Annotated in this window: 11 protein-coding genes; 6 read left to right on the plus strand and 5 right to left on the minus strand. The window is 35.5% G+C overall.

Translation table 11 applies throughout. The annotated features are described in order from the left end of the window. The first annotated feature begins 6 nt into the window (after positions 1-6). From ABXT06_RS01325 to ABXT06_RS01345, 5 genes are all read left to right on the plus strand, one after another. Complete coding sequence (locus tag ABXT06_RS01325; RefSeq protein ID WP_354589128.1) at positions 7-1,500, plus strand: RagB/SusD family nutrient uptake outer membrane protein; 1,494 nt, start codon at positions 7-9, stop codon at positions 1,498-1,500. Positions 1,501-1,514: 14 nt separating this feature from the next. Next, positions 1,515-2,591 (plus strand): SusE domain-containing protein, encoded by a 1,077-nt coding sequence (locus tag ABXT06_RS01330; RefSeq protein WP_354589129.1) that lies wholly within the window; start codon positions 1,515-1,517, stop codon positions 2,589-2,591. 121 nt (positions 2,592-2,712) lie between these two features. Further along, the gene (locus tag ABXT06_RS01335; protein WP_354589130.1) at positions 2,713-4,107 is read left to right on the plus strand and encodes an alpha-amylase family glycosyl hydrolase; all 1,395 of its coding nucleotides are present in this window, start codon (positions 2,713-2,715) and stop codon (positions 4,105-4,107) included. A 43-nt stretch (positions 4,108-4,150) separates the two neighbouring features. Further along, positions 4,151-6,328: a glycoside hydrolase family 97 protein gene (locus ABXT06_RS01340; protein WP_354589131.1), complete on the plus strand. Its 2,178-nt coding sequence runs from the start codon at positions 4,151-4,153 to the stop codon at positions 6,326-6,328. A gap of 250 nt (positions 6,329-6,578) precedes the next feature. After that, positions 6,579-9,692, plus strand: a complete 3,114-nt coding sequence (locus ABXT06_RS01345; RefSeq protein ID WP_354589132.1) for an Ig-like domain-containing protein — start codon at positions 6,579-6,581, stop codon at positions 9,690-9,692. Between the two features lie 165 nt (positions 9,693-9,857). On the opposite strand, the gene ABXT06_RS01350 is transcribed toward ABXT06_RS01345, so the two are convergent. The 3 genes from ABXT06_RS01350 to ABXT06_RS01360 form a co-directional block, all read right to left on the minus strand. Beyond that, on the minus strand, positions 9,858-10,412 hold the full coding sequence (locus ABXT06_RS01350; RefSeq protein ID WP_354589133.1) for a DUF5683 domain-containing protein: 555 nt from the start codon (positions 10,410-10,412) through the stop codon (positions 9,858-9,860). A 234-nt stretch (positions 10,413-10,646) separates the two neighbouring features. Next, positions 10,647-14,012 (minus strand): transcription-repair coupling factor, encoded by a 3,366-nt coding sequence (gene mfd, locus ABXT06_RS01355; RefSeq protein WP_354589134.1) that lies wholly within the window; start codon positions 14,010-14,012, stop codon positions 10,647-10,649. Continuing rightward, the gene (locus ABXT06_RS01360; protein ID WP_354589135.1) at positions 14,005-14,616 is read right to left on the minus strand and encodes a hypothetical protein; all 612 of its coding nucleotides are present in this window, start codon (positions 14,614-14,616) and stop codon (positions 14,005-14,007) included. The genes mfd and ABXT06_RS01360 overlap by 8 nt, the downstream gene beginning before the upstream one ends. Before the next feature lie 321 nt (positions 14,617-14,937). On the opposite strand from ABXT06_RS01360, the gene ABXT06_RS01365 reads away from it, so the two are divergent. Then, a complete protein-coding gene (locus ABXT06_RS01365) occupies positions 14,938-15,876 on the plus strand; it encodes an L-threonine 3-dehydrogenase (protein WP_343540524.1) in 939 nt (312 codons plus the stop codon). Positions 15,877-15,950: 74 nt separating this feature from the next. Here the strand turns inward: ABXT06_RS01365 and ABXT06_RS01370 are convergent, their stop codons facing one another. Both ABXT06_RS01370 and ABXT06_RS01375 read right to left on the minus strand, forming a co-directional pair. Next, the gene (locus tag ABXT06_RS01370) at positions 15,951-17,831 is read right to left on the minus strand and encodes a M1 family metallopeptidase (protein WP_354589136.1); all 1,881 of its coding nucleotides are present in this window, start codon (positions 17,829-17,831) and stop codon (positions 15,951-15,953) included. Between the two features lie 64 nt (positions 17,832-17,895). Next, a complete protein-coding gene (locus ABXT06_RS01375; protein ID WP_354589137.1) occupies positions 17,896-19,530 on the minus strand; it encodes a S8 family peptidase in 1,635 nt (544 codons plus the stop codon). Between the last annotated feature and the right edge of the window lie 249 nt (positions 19,531-19,779).

A 19,779-nucleotide genomic window follows, 5' to 3' on the forward strand; every position in this document is an offset into this window, starting at 1 on the left:
AAAGAAATGAAATTAAGAAATATATTTATAGCAGGAAGCATCTGTTTCTTTGCTCTTACAGCTTGCACCGATCTTGAAGAAAATGTATATGACAAATATCCTGCATCAGAATTTTATGGATCTCCTCAAGGCGCAGATATCGCTCTAGCTGGTGTTTACGGACAAATTCCCGGCAATTGGAATGGTGTTGGTTATGCTGGTGCAGATTTGGGCTGGTATGATTTAAACTCCATGTGTGTTGATGATCAGGTTATTCCTCATAGAAACACAGGAGACTGGTCAACAGAATTTGCAATCTTGTTCAAACATCAATGGCTGCCAACAGATGAAGTCGTTAGAAATACCTGGAACTGGTTATATGTATCAGTCTTCAATGCAAACCTCGCAATAAAACTATTGGAAGACTCTAAAGCTGATGCATCAAAAATTGCTGAAGCAAAAGTCTTAAGAGCTTTTTTCTATTATTTATTAATTGATGATTTTGGAAATGTACCATTTTATACAGACAACAATATTACAGTTGATAAAATACCACAAGCAAGCCGTAAAGAAGTATTTGATTTTGTAGTTTCTGAATTAAAAACAAATATTGATTTATTGCCTGGAACTAAAGGCGGAGAATTTTACGGTAGATTCAACAAATGGGCTGGGTACACTTTACTTGCTAAAGTATACATGAACGCAGGCGTTTTAACTGGAACCCCAAAATGGGAAGAATGTCTTGCAGCTTGTAATGTTGTAAATGGCGGAGGGTTTTCACTACATCCTGCTCTTTCAGATGCTTCAAGTCCATTAGGTAATAAATACTATGAATTGTTTGGAGATGTAAATCCGCAAGACGAGACCATTTTATCTATTTATACTACCGTGGATATTGTAGGTCGTAATATTTTTACTGTACGCAGTTTGATTGGACCACATGCAAATGCTTTATTTGGTTACAGTGGTTGGAACGGATCTGTTGTTCCAAAAGATTTTTATCTAAAGTATGACGATAAAGACATCCGTAAAAAACAATTTTTATTAGGGCCACAACCAGGTGACATAAATTATACACTAGACATCACTTCATTAGATAATCCGGGAGCAGGTGCTCAGGAAGGTGTTCGAAATGTTAAATTTTATCCTGCAGGTTCAATGAACGGTGGAGGGGCTTCAAATGATTTCCCAATTTATAGATATGCGGATGTAATGCTAATGACTGCTGAATGTAATGTTCGTTTAGGAAATGCAGGCGCAGCTAAACCTTTAGTTGATGCTATTAGAACTCGTGCTGGTCTTGCTGCTTTAGCTTCAAACCCTACTCTTGACGATATTTTTGATGAAAGAGGACGTGAATTAAATTGGGAAGGGCATCGTAGAGAAGACATGATTCGTTTTGATAAATTTTTGTTACCAAACGAATTCAAAGGCACTTCAGAAGAATATAGAAAAATATTCCCTATCCCAACTTCAGCTTTAAATGCAAATCCAGGACTTAAACAAAATCCAGGTTACTAAAACAGCTAAATACTATGAAAAAATATATAAATAAATTAGTAGCATTACTTACATTAGTAATCGTGTCTACTTCTTGTGAATCTGATGCGGAATTAACCGTTTTAAAATCGGTTACTTTTCCTGCCGCAATTACATCTTCTGCAAGTAAAATTGTGCTTACAGAAGATACCGCCGACGATACTGCAACAACGATTTCTTGGCCAGCTGTTGTTTTCCCAATTGAAGCTCCCGTTTTATATACGGTTCAATTTGATCTGCCAGCAAATACTACTGGTGCAAAGGCGTGGTTGAATGCTAAAGTATTCGAAGCAGGAAACGATGTTTTGAGTAAATCTTTTACTGTTCGTGATTTGAATAAAATTGCAACTGATTTAGGAATTCAACCAAATATAGAAGGGAAGTTAGCAGTAAGAGTTGTGGCTGCAATGGACAGAAATATTTATTCAGATCCAATTGAGATAATGGTTACTCCTTACGAAAAAGCAGTTGTTTTTGGTGAAATCTATATGCCTGGAGATTATCAAGGTTGGGCGGTTGAAACTGCCGCAGCTTTAACAGCAATTGAAAAAGGAGTATATCAAGGATACATGACTGCTGAAGGCACTGCATTAGCATTCAAATTAAATACTTCCAGAACATGGGCTGAATTTTATGGCGCAGGTGCTACTAATGAAGATTTAGTTAGAATGGATGATGATAATTTATTTCTTCCGAGTGCAGGTTCGTACCAAATTAAAGTAAATTTGAACACGTTAAAATGGTCTGCGACTCCTTATGCATGGGGAATTGTTGGAACAGCTCAAACTGGAGGATGGGACAACAGCACACCGATGAGTTATGACCATCAAACAAAAACATGGAAAGTAACGGCAGATTTAGTTCCTGGAGCATTAAAATTCAGATTGAACAACAAATGGGACGTTAATTATGGACCTAAAGATGCTACAACAAATACCATTAATCGTGACGATCAAGGTTCTTATACCATTGCTGAAGCGGGAACTTATGAAGTTACGTTAACTATTGAAGAAACAGATCCAAACACAAATGGCTATCCTGCAACAGCAATTTGCAGTATAGTTAAAAAATAATCTAGCACATTCATACTTGTTTAGATTAGTTTTGAGTGATACCTGCCTTTCTGAGCAAAAGGCAGGTTATCTAAAAATAAAACTGCCGCTCAGATCTTATAAAATTTAATTCAAAAAAATCATGAAGTCTAACTCCAACATTTTACTTGTTTTACTGCTTTCTTTAGCTTTTGTATCGTGCAGTTCTTCTGAAGAAAATCCGAAACCTGAGCCAAACCCACAGCCTGAAAACGAATATCAGCAATATGGCTCTCCATTTGATAAAGTTGCAGCAAACGAAAATGCTGTAATTTATCAAGTAAACGTGCGTTCTTTCAGTCCAGAAGGAAACCTAAAAGGTGTTCAGAAACGACTGGGAGATATTCAAAAATTAGGCGCTAATGTTATTTATCTAATGCCTATTTATCCTGTTGGAAAAGTAAAAATGGCTGGAAAATTAGGCTCACCTTATTCCATTAAAGACTACAAGGCAGTAAATTCTGACTATGGAAATTTAGAAGATCTTCGAGCTTTGGTTACAGAAGCACACAGCAAAAATATGGCAGTGATTTTAGACTGGGTTGCCAATCATACTTCTTGGGATAATCAATGGATTACGGCACATCCCGACTGGTATCAAAAAGATGCTAGCGGAAACATTACTATTCCTCCGGGAACCAACTGGCAAGATGTTGCACAATTAAATTATACTAATGCAGAAATGAAAAAAGCCATGATCGATGCCATGTCCTATTGGGTTTATAATGCCAATATTGACGGTTTCAGATGTGATGCTGCCGATTTTGTTCCGATGAATTTCTGGTCAGAAGCAATAACTAAAATTCGTAAAATCAAAAACCAAAGAATGCTTTTAATGGCAGAAGGAACTAGAGTCAATCATTTTGATGCGGGATTTGATTATACTTTTGGTTTTGCTTATTTCGGCGCTTTAGAAAAAGTGTTTGCAGAAGCTCAGCCAGCAAGTTATCTTCAAACAGAAAGTTCAAAAGAATATGGACAGTTAGATGCTTCAAAAAGAATTGTACGTTACACCACAAATCACGACGTTAATCTTTCTGACGGAACTCCGCTCGAACTTTTTGGAGGCAAAAAAGGATCTCTAGCAGCGTTTGTAATTGCATCGAGTATGAAATCTATCCCTATGATTTATAACGGTCAGGAAATTGGGTATAACAAACGTATCGATTATTTTGATAATGTTCCTATTGATTGGTCGACTGCAGATAATGACATGCTTTTGGAATACCAAAAAATAATTGCTTTTAGAAATTCTAGCGAGGCATTACGTAAAGGAAAATTAACAGGATACAGCAGTAATGACGTTAGTGTATTTACAATGGAAACTGCAAATGACAAAGTTCTGATTGTTGCCAATATTAAAAACAAATCACTTAAGTATACTGCTCCTACAGCTTTAGCGAACACAAATTGGACAAATGCATTAACAGGAAATCAAATTGCAATTGGTGCGGAACTAAATTTAGAAGCTTATCAATATTTAATACTTAAAAAATAATAAACGCTTCTAATAAAACTAGATTTGCAAAAAACTAAATAACATGAATTTTCAATCCAAAAAAATGCTTCAAATTCGTTTGGGCAAAAAATTAGCGCTTTTATTTTTTGTATTCCTAAGCTCATTATGGATTCAGGCACAAGAAATAACTTCACCAGACAAAAATCTTACTCTAAAATTTGAATTAAAAGAAGGCGGAATTCCGTCTTACCAATTATCATACAAACAAAAACCAGTTATTAAGCCGAGTTCGTTGGGTTTAGAATTGCAGAACAAAGCTTCGTTTATGGATGGTTTTTCCATTACAAATACGGCTCAATCTTCTGTTGATGAAAATTGGAATCCGGTTTTAGGAGAAGAAAAAACAATTCGCAATCATTACAACGAATTGGTTATTACTTTAGCGCAAGCGAAAGAAAACAACAGATTTATCCGTATTCGTTTCCGTTTATTCAATGACGGATTAGGATTTAGATATGAATTTCCAAAACAAAATGAGCTGAGTTATTTTGTAATTAAAGAAGAACGTTCTGAATTTAATTTAGCGGGAAATCATAAAATTTTCTGGATTCCAGGAGATTATGATACCAACGAATATGCTTATACGACATCAAACATTTCAGAAATTCCTTCGTTGATGAAAAAAGCAACGATCGAAATCAATGCACAACAACCGATCAAAGAACTATCTGTACAAACGCCTTCCATGATGAAATCTGATGATGGTTTATACATCAACATTCACGAAGCAGGATTAATTAATTATCCTGCAATGTATCTTGAAGTTGATTCTAAAACCAACAAAATGACAAGTCACTTAGCGCCAGATGCTGTTGGAGCAAAAGGTTATATGCAAACTGACGCACAATCTCCTTGGAGAACAATTGTAGTAAGTGATAAAGCAACAGATATTTTAGCTTCAAAATTAATTTTAAACCTAAACGAACCAACAAATTACAAAGATGTTTCTTGGATTAAACCAGTAAAATATATCGGAATTTGGTGGGAATATTTCGTAGCAGGAAGAAGTACTTGGGCTTTTGGAAAAGAGAACAACGTAAAAATTACGGATGATTTTACCAAACTTACTCCAAACGGAAAACACGGAGCCACTACAGAACGTGCCAAAGAATACATTGATTTTGCTGCTAAAAATGGTTTCGATGCCATTCTTATCGAAGGCTGGAACATTGGCTGGGAAGACTGGATTGGCAATTGGAAAGAAGAAGTTTTTGACTTTGTAACAGCTTATCCTGATTTTGATGTGAAAGCAGTTCATGCTTATGCCGCTTCAAAAGGTGTAAAAATCATTATGCACCACGAAACTTCAGGATCTGCAACCAATTACGAGCGTCGTTTAGATCGTGCCTTTCAGTTTATGAATGACAATGGCTATGATGCTGTAAAAACTGGTTATGTGGGACAGATTATTCCACGTGGCGAACATCACGACGGACAATGGATGGTCAATCATTACATTAATGTTGCCAAACGTGCTGCCGATTATAAAATTATGGTCAACAGCCACGAAGCCGTTCGTCCGACGGGATTAAACCGAACTTTTCCAAACTGGATTGCTCAGGAATCAGCGCGCGGTACTGAGTTTGAATCTATGGGAGGATTAGCTCCGGATCACACGACTATTTTGCCCTTTACCCGTTTAATGGGAGGTCCAATGGATTATACGCCTGGAATTTTTCAGACCGATCTTTCGTATTACGGAACAGGAAGTTCACAACGAGTAAACACCACTTTAGTAAAACAATTGGCTTATTATGTAACCATGTACAGTCCGCTGCAAATGGCTGCTGATATTCCTGGAAATTACGAGCGTTTTCCAGATGCTTTTCAGTTCATTAAAGATGTAGCTGTAGATTGGGATAACAGCTATATTCTAGAAGCTGAACCAGGAGATTATATTACAATTGCAAGAAAAGCAAAAGGCAAAAATGAATGGTTTATTGGCGGAATTACAGATGAAAATACAAGAACAGCAAACATTTCATTTGATTATTTACCTGCAGGAAAAAATTTCGTTGCCACTATTTATGCCGATGCTAAAGACGCTAATTGGAACCAAAATCCACAGAAATATACCGTTACTAAAGTTATTGTAAACTCAAAAAGTAAACTGAAGCAATATTTAGCTCCTGGCGGTGGTGTTGCCATCAGCATCAAAGAAGGAACTGCTTCAGATTTAAAAGGATTGAAAAAATTATAGACTACTAAGGTTTTTTAGCCACGAATTACACAAATTTCACGAATTAATAATTGCCAAATATTCTAAAAAGAATAAAAAATTAGTGCAATTCGTGTAATTCGTGGCAGAAAAACTATGCTCATTTTTGAGCAAAATTAAAACTTACTATTTTGAAAACTATTAACCACAAATGTTTGTCGAATTTAAAAACAATGCGAGTGAGAATGAATTTTAGTTAGAAATGCCGACAAGCATGCAAAAAACTACTATTATGAAAATCAAAATTACCCCTAGATTATTTCATATTACCAAAGCAATATTTTGCTTTCTACTATTATTTGCAGGTTCAGTTTATGCGCAAGATCCTGCTCAATACGGGACACCATTTGCTGGTGTTCCTGCTACGAGAGATATCAACATGTATCAGGTGCACATTCGTCCGTTTAGTGCCAACGGAGATTTAGCCGGAGTAACTGCCCGATTAGATAATATTAAAGCACTCGGTACGAATGTGATTTATTTAATGCCAATTTTCCCGCATGGAACCGATTCCCGAAGTTCGGCTTCGCCCTATTGTATCAAAGATTTTAAAGTTGTTGGATCTGAATATGGTTCTCTGGCTGATTTAAGAACTTTAGTCGATGGCGCTCACAGCCGAGGAATGGCCGTTATTTTGGACATTGCCATCAACGGAACTTCTTGGGATAATGTCTGGACGGTCTCGCATCCTGAATATTATAAACGAACTGGAACAACGATTCAGCAATTAGGGAACTTCTCCGATATTGCAGCACTTGATTTGAATAGTACAGCAACAAGAGCAGCAATTAAAGATGCTATGCGTTACTGGATTTTTGCTGCCAATATTGATGGTTACCGTTGCGATTATGCTAATAATCCTCCATTAGATTTTTGGTCAGAAGTGAATTCAAATCTTCGCGGAATCACATCTCATAAATTATTAATGTTAGCCGAAGGTGACAGACAAGAAAATTTTGAAGTTGGTTTCGATATGAATTATGGTGATAGATGGTTTCATGCAGGTTTGTATGATATTGCTGGCGGAGGACCTGTTTCTCAAAGAATTCAAGATCAAACTACTTATGAATATGCTAAAGCAACAGGAAATCAGCAAATCGTTAGATATACTGGAAATCACGACACTTATACCAACGATGATGGTGTAAGAAGACCATTCGTAGTATTTAAAAACCATAATGGTGTCGTTGCCAATTTCTTAGTTTCAGCTTATATGAGAGGTGTTCCTTTTTTAATGAGCGGACAAGAAATTGACTATGAACCAAAAACCGATTGGCCTTGGACGAATTTTAAATTCAACTGGTCTCAAAACCCAACTGCAGCTGCTGATTTTGCTAAGATTCTTAATTTTAGAACACAAAGCGCAGCTATACGTCGCGGTGATTTGACCACCTATGCAAACGATGATATCTGCATTTTCACTAAAACATTAGGAACGGAAAAAGTTATCGTAATGTCAAATTTGAGAAATGCTTCAAAATCGTATGTTATTCCAGCGGCTTTGGCAGGAACTTATGTAAATCCGTATAACAATAATGCTTCAGTAACTTTAACTGCTGGTGCTACACGCAATTTTGCTGCTTTCGAATATTTAGTTTTAACCAATACAAATGCTCCTGTTGTAGCAGTTACAGGTGTTTCGGTTAGTCCAACATCAGCAACAGTTGGTTTAGGCACAACACAGCAATTAAATGCTACGATTGCTCCTGCAAATGCTACAAATCAGAATGTAAGCTGGGCATCGAGCAATACGGCAGTCGCAACAGTAAATGCATCTGGATTGGTAACAGCAGTTGCTGCTGGAACAACAACTATTACGGTTACAACTGCTGACGGAAACAAAACAGCAACTTCTGCTATAACTGTTTCTACGATTCCAGTTTCTTCTGTAGCGGTTTCACCAACTTCTGCAAGTTTATATGCTGGAAACACACAACAGCTTACAGCAACGATTTCGCCTACAAATGCAACAAACAAAAATGTAACTTGGTCATCAAGCAATACAGCAATTGCAACTGTAAATTCAAGCGGACTTGTTACAGCTGTTGCAGCGGGAACTGCAACGATCACAGCAACAACTCAAGACGGAAACAAAACAGCTTCGGCAACCATTACCGTTAATCCGAATACGAATTTCACAGTTTATTTCTACAAACCATCAAATTGGGGAACTGGAATTAAAATCTATTATTGGAATGCTTTGCCAACAGGAGTTTTAGCAACTGTAAACTGGCCTGGAGTAAATATGACGGACGCTGGAAATGGATGGTACAGCTATACATTTACCAATGTAACCTCAACCAACTTAATCTTTAACGACGGAACCAACCAAACTGCCGATTTAAGCCGAAATAAAACAGGCTGGTACATGAACAGCGCTTGGTACGATTCGAATCCAGGAACTGGCGTTGCGGTTACGAGCGTTAGTTTGAGTCCAAGTTCAGCTTCATTAAATGTTGGTGGAACTCAGCAATTGACTCCGACTGTTCTTCCTGCAAATGCAACTAATAAATCGGTAACTTATAGCTCAAATAATACGGCTGTTGCAACTATAAATAGTTCTGGTTTAATAACCGCTGTCGCGAATGGAACTGCAACAATTACCGTAGCTACTGTCGACGGAAACAAAACTAGTACTTGTGTTGTAACCGTTTCAACTCCTTCTGGCGGAGGAAATTACTACACGATCAAAAACAGATGGACAGGCGCTTATTTATCTGATGCAGGAACAAATACAGGTTATGGAACAAGCGTTTCTGGAAACAACTTTAAATGGCAAAAAATTGCAATTGACGCTACTTATTTTGTATTGAAAAATGTAGCAACAGGAGAATTGATGAATATTGAAGGTCAGACTGGAACTGTACAATGTAACATTACCGATACTACTTTTTGGAGCGCACAATGGTCTAGCGATTATATTGACGGAACTTGGGTTCGTTTAAGAAACAGATGGCAGTCAGGAAATATTATTCATGTCGAAAACCAAACAGGTGCTGCACAATACGGAAATTCACAAGACGGCTGGTACAGCGCACAATGGCAATTGGAAGCAACAACAGTTGGAACATCAAAAATGGCTTTAAATGCTGAAGAGGCTTCTAAAGCAGAGCCAGTAATTGGTATTTATCCAAATCCGGCAATTAATAATGAGTTTAATATTTTAATGCCAGAATTATCAAGTGGAGATGCTGAAGTTATTGTTTCTGATTTGAACGGAAGAACTCTTTTAAACCAGAGACTTTCTACTTCAGGACAAGTTAGCCATCATTTATCTTCAGGAGTTTATATTGTAAATATTATTTCTAAGGATTTTAATGTGACTAAAAAACTAATTGTTAAATAAATTGGATTGAGTTAAAAACAACAAAGCGCATGAAATTATCATGCGCTTTGTTTTTATTTTGCCACAGATTAAAGGATTATGAAGATTAAAAAAATCATTTAAATTCTTTTAATCTGTGGCAAAATAATTAGTGGCAATTCGTATAATTCGTGGCAAACTTTTTCTCTAAAATGAATAATTCAAAGCAAATCCGAAATCATTCTTAAATGTAATATCGTTTTTTATAACAGCAGGTTTAAAAGCTAATCTTTCGTCTACATTAAATTGAGATAAAGCCGCATCTATATTAGCATCAATAATATTTAAAACATAAAGTCCAACTATAAATAGCGCTGATAAATCTCTGTATCGCTGATATTCTTTTTGAGCAGATGTCAATTGGCTTTCTGTTAAACGTGCTAAAAATTCAGAATCGCTTTTTTTACCTTCAAGCCTATTTTTGTATTCGTCTCTGTATAAATTATATTTTTTCTGATTGTCAATATAAAAATAAGTGCTCGTGCCAATTGCCCCATAAACTAAAGGAACCTTCCAATATTTCTTATTGTAAACTTGACCTAAACCTGGTAAAACAGCCGAATAAAATGCGGCCTTTGCAGGACGAAGCGGATCAATCGTTTCCGATTTTAGAGAATCTTTTGAAATGATTTTACTTTTTTCTTGAGCGAAGATTGTAGTTAATCCAAAAAATAAAAATAGTAGAATAAATTGGTTCTGCATATAAAGTTATCTTTGAAAATTTGAGTCAAAGAAAACTTTTTAGTTCTAAGATTTTTCTTAAATAAAAGATAAAGAAAGCTTAATTTTTGATTCACCACGAATTCACGAATTCACACGAATTATTTTAAAAAATTATTGCCACAGATTAAAAGGATTTAAATGATTTTTTTAATCTTCATAATCTTTTTAATCTGTGGCAAAAAAATTCGTGCAAATTCGTGGCAAACTTTATTTTTACTCTTCAAACAATTCCATCAACTCCAAAGCACGTTTTATTGACTTCACATTTTCAAAAGTCAATAACAATCGTAAGCCGTTTACGGTTTGCTTTTCTTTCATTTTACAAAGCGTACTATGCTTTTGAACAAAGTTCAACACATTTCTAAACTTTACAGATTGGTAATAATCAGACTGCTGATCCGAAACGAAATAACCAATCATTTTGCCTTGTTTCAAAACCAATTTCTCGATTCCGACTTTTGTAGCAATCCATTTGATTCTGATGCTATTTAATAAAGCAACAGCTTGTTTTGGCAATGGTCCGAAACGGTCAATTAGTTTTTTCTCAAATTCCTGTAAACCTGCTTCGTCTTTTATAGCGCCCAATTCGTTGTATAAAACCAAACGTTCCGAAACATTATTGATATATTCATCTGGAAATAAAAGTTCAAAATCGGCGTCGATTTGAATGTCTTTTACGTATTCTTTCGTGTCGATATCATTTTCTTCTGGATACAAATCTTTGAATTCGTTTTCCTTCAATTCCTCAATCGCTTCATTCATGATTTTTTGGTACGTATCAAAACCAATTTCATTAATGAAACCGCTTTGTTCACCACCTAATAAATCTCCCGCACCACGAATTTCAAGATCTTTCATCGCAATATTGAAACCACTTCCTAATTCGCTGAATTGTTCCAATGCCTGAATACGTTTTCTTGCATCTTCGGTCATTGAAGAATATGGCGGACAGATGAAATAACAGAATGCTTTTTTGTTGCTTCGCCCTACTCGACCGCGCATTTGATGCAAATCTGATAATCCAAAATTATTGGCATTATTGATGAAAATCGTGTTCGCATTTGGAACGTCCAAACCACTTTCGATGATTGTGGTTGCCACCAAAACATCAAAATCTCCGTTCATAAAACCTAACATCAATTCTTCAAGTTTGGCACCGTCCATTTGTCCGTGACCAATTCCGACTCTTGCATTTGGAACCAAACGCTGAATCATTCCTGCCACTTCTTTTATATTTTCGATTCGGTTATTGATAAAGAAAACCTGTCCGTTTCGTTGAATTTCATACGAAATCGCATCACGAATGATTTCTTCATTAAATCCAACCACATTCGTTTCAATTGGATAACGATTTGGTGGAGGCGTTGTTATTACCGATAAATCTCGCGCCGCCATTAACGAAAACTGAAGCGTTCTCGGAATTGGCGTTGCCGTTAATGTCAAAGTATCAACATTTGCAGCAATAGTTTTCAGTTTATCTTTTACGTTTACCCCAAACTTTTGTTCCTCATCGACAATCAATAAACCTAAGTCTTTAAAAACCACATTCTTGTTTACCAATTGGTGCGTTCCAATTACGATATCAAGTTTTCCTTCAGCTAAATCCTTTAAAGTCTGTGTTTTTTGTTTTGTAGTTCTAAATCGGTTTAAGTAACCAATAGAAACGGGCATGTCTTTTAATCGCTCAGAAAAAGTTCTATAATGCTGATAAGCTAAAATCGTAGTCGGAACTAAAACGGCCACTTGTTTACTATTGTCAACGGCTTTAAAAGCAGCTCGAATCGCAACTTCTGTTTTTCCAAAACCAACGTCACCACAAACCAAACGATCCATTGGACGATCGCTTTCCATATCGGCTTTTACTTCTGCCGTCGATTTCATTTGGTCTGGCGTATCTTCGTAAATAAACGAACTTTCCAATTCGTTTTGAAGGTAACTATCTGGCGCAAACTGAAAACCTTTTTCTAAACGACGTTTTGCGTAAAGCTGAATCAAATTGAATGCAATATGTTTGACGCGTGCTTTGGTTTTCTGTTTTAAAACTTTCCAAGCATTCGATCCTAATTTGTAGATTTTTGGAGGCGTTCCGTCTTTTCCGTTGTATTTTGAAATTTTATGAAGCGAGTGAATACTCACATACACAATATCATTATCGGCATAAACCAATTTTATGGCTTCCTGCGTTTTTCCTTCAACCTGAATTTTCTGCAATCCGCCAAACTTACCAATTCCGTGATCGATATGCGTTACATAATCGCCAACAGAAAGCGCGGTTAATTCTTTTAAAGTGATATTCTGCTTTTTAGAATATCCGTTTTTGATGTTGAATTTATGATAACGCTCAAAAATCTGGTGATCGGTATAAGCCGTTATTTGATTTTCTTCATCAATAAAACCTTGATATAAAGGCAATACAATGGTATGATATTGCTTTCTGATATTTTCTGAATTGGCTTCGTCCAAAGATTCAAAAATATCATGAAAACGTTTTGCCTGCGTGTCATTAGAACAAAACAGATAATTCACATATCCGTTAAAATGATTATCGCTCAAATTATTCAGCAATAAATCAAATTGTTTATTGAAAGAAGGCTGAGGCTGAATATGAAATTCGAATTTTTTAGTTGTTTTATAAACTGGTCTTGAAGCCAATTCTACAACCGAAAAATCTAAAGATCTTTTTATAAATGACGCCTGATTTAAAAACAGTTGTTCTGGTGTGGCGTGTTTTATTTCTTTCGACAATTTCTCAAAAGCTTCTTCTGCCCTTGCAAACTGTTTGTCTAATTGACTAAAAAGTCCTTCGGTATTTTGAATAAAGAGGACTGTTTTTTCTGCAATATAATCTAAGAAACTCTCACGGTTTTCCTGAAACAATTTGTTTTCAACATTCGGGATAATCGTGATTTTTTTATGTGTTTCAACAGACAATTGCGTTTCAACATCAAAAGTTCTGATGCTGTCTACTTCGTTTCCGAAAAACTCAATTCGATACGGATGATCATTAGAAAAAGAAAAAACATCGACAATTCCTCCACGAACCGAAAATTCACCGGGTTCTGTAATAAAATCAACTCTCTTGAATTCGTATTCGAACAAAACTTCATTGATAAAATCAATCGAAATTTTATCATTCAAAGCCACTTTTAAAGTGTTTTTGTCAAGTTCTCTTCTCGTAACCACTTTTTCAAAAAGTGCTTCGGGATACGTAACAATTACGGCTGGTTTTTTACGAGAGTTTATTCGGTTTAAAACCTCAGCACGAAGCAAAACATTGGCATTATCGGTTTCATCTATTTGATACGGACGACGGAACGAAGCTGGATAAAACAAAACATCCTGCTCACCGATCATTTGTTCCAAATCATTCAAATAGTAAGCCGCTTCTTCTTTATTGTCTAAAACAATTAGAAAAGGCAATTCTGTCTTTCTGAAAACGGAACGTATAATAAATGAAACAGCAGATCCTAATAATCCGCTGATATTCATTTTTACCTGATTTCCTTCAAGTAAACTTGATGCAATCTGCTGTGCTTTTGGCAGATTATCGTATGTAGTATATAAGGCGTTTTTACTCAACTTTCTGTATATTATTTTGATCTATTGGTGGCGCCGAGCTCGGAATCGCACGCGTTGTGTCTAACATTTTAAGAAAATCGGCTTCTCCTTCTTCTTTTGGTATTTTGGCTTTTTCGACAATTTTATCCATTTGTCTTTCTAGTGAAATCAGTTCTTTGTTGATTTCTTGTATTAAAAAAACCACTTTATCGTCTGGAATTTTGTTTAAATGGATAAATAAATCCAGCATTCTAATTTTAGTAATCAAAATAGAAATACGGCTTCTAATCTGTGGCTGATTAAACTGAGCCGGAATATTATTGTTTAAAGCCATTGCTTTTTTAGAAATCGCAGCCGATTTCTTCTGAAAAGCACCAATTGTCTTTCTAGGCTTATCTCCAATTTCTTTTATAAACTCGCGCCATTCTGTCCATGAATTCAATTGTGATTCTGAAATTTCATTAATGGGTTCATCTAGAAAAGTCCAGCCTTTATTTATATTGTTAAAAATAGCTTCTTTCTTTTTCGCTTCTTTCGCATTTTCTGCAAGGCGTTTTTCATTTTCATTTTGGCAAGAAAATAACACAGTTGTCAAAAGCAGAAAAAGAGATATTGGGTATTTCATTTGATAAAAATAGTTAGGCTACAAAGTTACGAAGTAAATTTACAATTATGAATTCTGTTTTTTGCTAAAGATTCTATAAATCAAGGTTATTTTTTATCTTTTAATCCTTATTATAATGATAATTTGAAATATTTTGTTTGATACTTTTTCCAATAAAATAGCGCTTTTTCATGGATTTTCAAAAAGGCACAAAGACACACTCTTAAAAGAGAATAATATAACAAACAAACTTTTTAATTATTGAATTTACAATTTATTCTCCAAAAAAGCGCGCGTAATTGCGAAAACGTTATATTTGTATCTCTAAAAATCATCACGAAAATGAATCCTAAAATATTGATCATTGGCGCCTGCGGTCAGATTGGAACAGAACTGACGCAAAAACTGCGTAAATTATACGGAACCGAGAATGTTATCGCTTCTGATATTCGAAAATTAAATACTGATGTTGTGAATTCAGGCCCTTTTGAAGTGGTCAATGCTTTAGATTTTAATCAGATTGAACATTTGGTTGAAGTGCATAAGATTACAGATATCTATCTGATGGCTGCGCTTTTATCGGCAACTGCTGAAAAAAATCCAGCTTTTGCTTGGGATTTGAATATGAATTCTCTTTTTCATGTTTTGAATTTAGCTAAAGCTAAAAAGATTCAGAAGATTTTCTGGCCTTCAAGTATCGCTGTTTTTGGGCCAACAACTCCAAAAGAAAACACGCCTCAATATACTGTAATGGAACCTTCAACGGTTTACGGAATCAGTAAACAAGCGGGAGAAAGATGGTGCGAGTATTATCATAATATTTATGGTGTTGATGTTCGCAGTATCCGTTATCCAGGCTTAATAAGCTGGTCTACTCCTCCTGGCGGCGGAACTACAGATTATGCTGTAGATATTTTCTATAAAGCGATTGCAGATAAAAAATACGAATGCTTTTTATCATCTGAAACCAAAATGCCTATGATGTATATGGATGATGCAATTGATGCAACCATTAACATCATGAAAGCACCTGTTGAAGAAATCAAAATTCATTCTTCGTATAATTTGGCTGCGATGAGTTTTACTCCAACTGAAATTGCTGCGGAAATCAAAAAGCATATTCCTGAATTTGAAATTACTTATAATCCAGATTTTCGTCAGAAAATTGCAGATAGCTGGCCAGCAAGTATTGATGATAGCTCTGCAAGAAAAGATTGGGGATGGAATCACAAATTTGATTTGGAAACTATGACAAAAGATATGATTGAGCATTTGAGTTAAATTTTCAATTATCATAAAAAACAAAAATCCCGTTTAGAAATTCTAAACGGGATTTTTATATTCAATTCTGAAGATTATTTCACTTCAAAAACATTGTTTGTCTGCTTAACATCAGCCATTAATCCGCTTGGATCGATAGTGATTTTTTTGATTGACGTTTTGTTTTTGTCAATTGTAAAACTATAGTTTTGCTGTGCCCAAGCCCAATCTTCTAAAACAGTTCTTTTTTCGTTCGGGTTTGGATTTGGTTTAATGAAATTCATCATTCTTAACGGAATATAGAATGTCTCAGATGTTCCGTCTGTATAATCTACTTTTAAATCGATTGGCATTGGCATTCTTCCAATTCTTTCTAAAGAAACTGTTGTTTTTCCTGCATTATCAGCAACGTCTTTAATTCCGTAATCGATCGTATTTGTTGTTTGTGTCCAGTCAATCAAATACCAATCTAATTCAGCTCCAGAAACTCTTTCAGCTGTTCTTTTAATATCGTTTGGAGTTGGATGTTTGAATTTAAAATCGTTGAAATATCTTTTTAAAGTTGCATCAACATTCTCTTTTCCAATTACATATTCTAATTGAGAAAGGAAAAGACTTCCTTTAACATAAGAAGAAATGCTGTACGGACGGTTTTCATCGTAACGATCTCCATGAGTTGTTTGTGGCTGTTCTTTACCAGAATTTACTAAACTGTAATATGCCTTGTAATTCCCAGCAAAAGGATTTACTTCTTTTTTGTCTCCTTTTAACTCATTCAAAGCACTGTCTTCAATGTACGTTGTAAAACCTTCATCCATCCAAGGGTGTTTTGATTCGTTTGAAGCTAAAATATGCTGGAACCAAGAGTGTCCTAATTCGTGTGTTGCAGTTCCTAAAATTCCTTCAAGAGTTCCGTTTCCTAGCATTAAAGTACACATCGCGTATTCCATTCCGCCATCTCCACCTTGAATAAATGAGTATTGTTTGTACGGATAAGCTCCAACTCTCTGGTTGTAATATTCCATTACTTTAACCATTAGAGGTTCTAACTGTTTCCAGTTTGCAGTTGTTTTTTCGTTGTTTTTGTAGAAGAAATGCAAATCAACATCGTTTGGTCCTTTTACAATATCATGGGTATATTCTTTATCGGCAGCCCATGTAAAATCGTGAACATTTGGCGCAATAAAATGCCATGTAAGTGTTTTAGCTTTTTTAGGATATGTAACTGTCACACCAGCATCTTGATAACCGTGTCCAATAGAATTTTTGTCTTGCAAATATCCAGAACCGCCAATTGTGTAGTCTTTATCGATTGTAATTTTCACATCAAAATTACCCCAAACACCGTGAAATTCTCTTGCGATGTAAGGATCTGCATGCCATCCTTCAAAATCAAATTCTGCCAATTTTGGATACCATTGCGACATAGAAAGTTCTACTCCTTCAGAATTGTTTCTTCCAGAACGACGAATCTGAACTGGAACTTGTCCGTCAAAATCTAATGTAAAAGTCGTTTTAGAATTTGGAAGGATTGGTTTAGCCAAAGTTACTTCTAAGATTGTTCCTGAAACTCTTGTTTGAGCAGTAACGCCGTCTTGTTTGAAGTTTGCAATTTTTAAATAACCAATTTCGTTTGGTTTTAAAGTCTCGATACGACTTTGTTTTACTTCTTTTCCGTCAGCTTGTTTTACTTTGTTTACCATTCTTCCGTCTGGATCTTTAATAAAATGAAGACGCGCATCCATTTCGCTTCCTGGTTGAAATGCGTTTGGAAACAAATGATAGAATACTTTTTTTAGAGTATCAGAAGAGTTGTTGGTATACACCAATTCTTGTTTTCCTTTGTACTGATAGTTTTTTACATCCATCGAAACCTCCATTTTATAGTCAGCGTGCTGCTGCCAATATGGGGCGCTTTGTGCAAAAGCCGAATTAAAACCTAAGCTTAGGAAAGAAAGTAAAATAATTTTTCGCATGTTAATATGTAATAGAAAATGGAAGAGCGCGAACTCTTCCATTGGATTAATAGTGTATTAGTGTTTATTTTTTAGACATCTTTTCAGCCATTAATAAAGCGTTGTAAGCGTTTACCATCTTAGCTGTTTTTGATGATTCTACAGAAGAAACCGCTTTCGGTTTTTCGTCTGGATTTTCACTTTCACCCAAAACAACCATTGAGGGAAGTGCTACTCCAGAGTCCATTAAAATCTTTTTAACTTGAGCTGCTTTTAATTTTGGATAGTAAGAACGAATCAGGGCTGCAACACCTGCTGCATTTGGAGATGCCATTGATGTTCCTTGCAAATATTTGTATTTGTTGTTTGGAACTGTTGCATAGATTTCTTCACCAGGAGCAAAAACATCTACATTTATTTTCCCGAAATTCGAGAATGGCGCCACAACATTTTCTCCATAAGATTTATTAATCGCTCCAATTGTAATTAAATTGTCTGCAAACTCTTTTACATTGTCTTTAGAATCGTTTGGATAATTGATGTTTTTTGCTTCATCAATATTGTAACCATCGTTACCCGCTGCATGAACAATTAAAACGTCTTTTTTAGCCGCATAAGTAATCGCATCGTAAACCCATTGTTTGTGTGGAGAAAAGCTTTTTCCAAAACTTCCGTTGATTACTTTTGCTCCATTGTCTACTGCATAACGAATTGCTAAAGCAATATCTTTATCGTACTCGTCTCCGTCTGGAACGGCACGAACAGTTAGAATTTCAACGTTTGCCGCTACTCCGTCTCCACCTAAATTATTACCGCGAACTTGAGCAATGATTCCCGCAACGTGAGTTCCGTGAAGTGCTTTTTCTTTATCTGGACCAAAAACTACATTATTACCATAATGATTGTTTTTAATGTCTTCTGGATTATCGCCTACAATTTTTCTTCCGTCATAATCTTTGTTCAAATTGTAATCCAACTGATCGTAAACTTGTTCTTTGTATTCTCCGAAATCTGCTTCTGGATCAAAAGTCGAACCTGCATTTGTAAAAATTTGAGTCATAATCATTTTACTTCTTGCCACCTTTGGGTCTGTTGAAGTAATTGAACTTAAATCTTCAATTTTGTACGTAGTTTTATTAAGTTCTTTTTTGATTGTATTATGAACCTCAAGTAAAAAATCTACTTGCTCTTTATCCTTTAACGCTTTTTCATATTTCTCTGTGTATTGTGCCAAAGCTGCCTTGTATTCTGGAGAACCATCATCAGCTTTTTTCACGATACGCGTCATTTCAAGATTTTCGTGAACAGCATCTCCAAGGAAGTTCCATCCGTGAATGTCGTCTATAAATCCGTTTTTATCGTCATCGATTCCATTTCCTGGAATTTCTTTAGGATTTGTCCAGATCATTCCTTGTAGATCTTCGTGCTCGATATCGACACCTGAATCTACAATTCCAACAATTACTTTCTGCCCTTTTTTACCTTGCAGTAATTCAGCATAAGCTCTGTCAACACTCATTCCCGGAATTGAGTCTTTTATTAAATCAAGATGGCTCCATCTTTTTAATTCATTTTCGCTAACAGGCGCTTTTTTTGCAACTGCTGCTGGCGCTGTAATAAACTCTTTCGAAGTAGAAACCTGCGCTTGAACTGTAGCGCTGCATCCTGCTAAAACAAGCATCGCAAAAGCAGATAATTTAAGAGGTTTTATATGACTCATGTATGTTTAAATATTAAGTAAAGTTAAAAGATGGGTCTAAATTATGCTTTTTTGTTACAAAAAGCTAACTGTTAACAATGTGTTATGACATTTTGACGAAAGTACTGGATTCTATAATACCTGCAAATGCTTACTAGTCAAAATAATTATAATACAATGCTATGGATTAAAAATATACTTATGAGCAATTATTTGTTGCGTAATTGAGAAAAAATCAACAAATAATATAGTCTTTACGGTTTCACGTAA

This window comes from Flavobacterium sp. UW10123 (assembly GCF_040538975.1).
In the GTDB taxonomy this organism is placed as follows: domain Bacteria; phylum Bacteroidota; class Bacteroidia; order Flavobacteriales; family Flavobacteriaceae; genus Flavobacterium.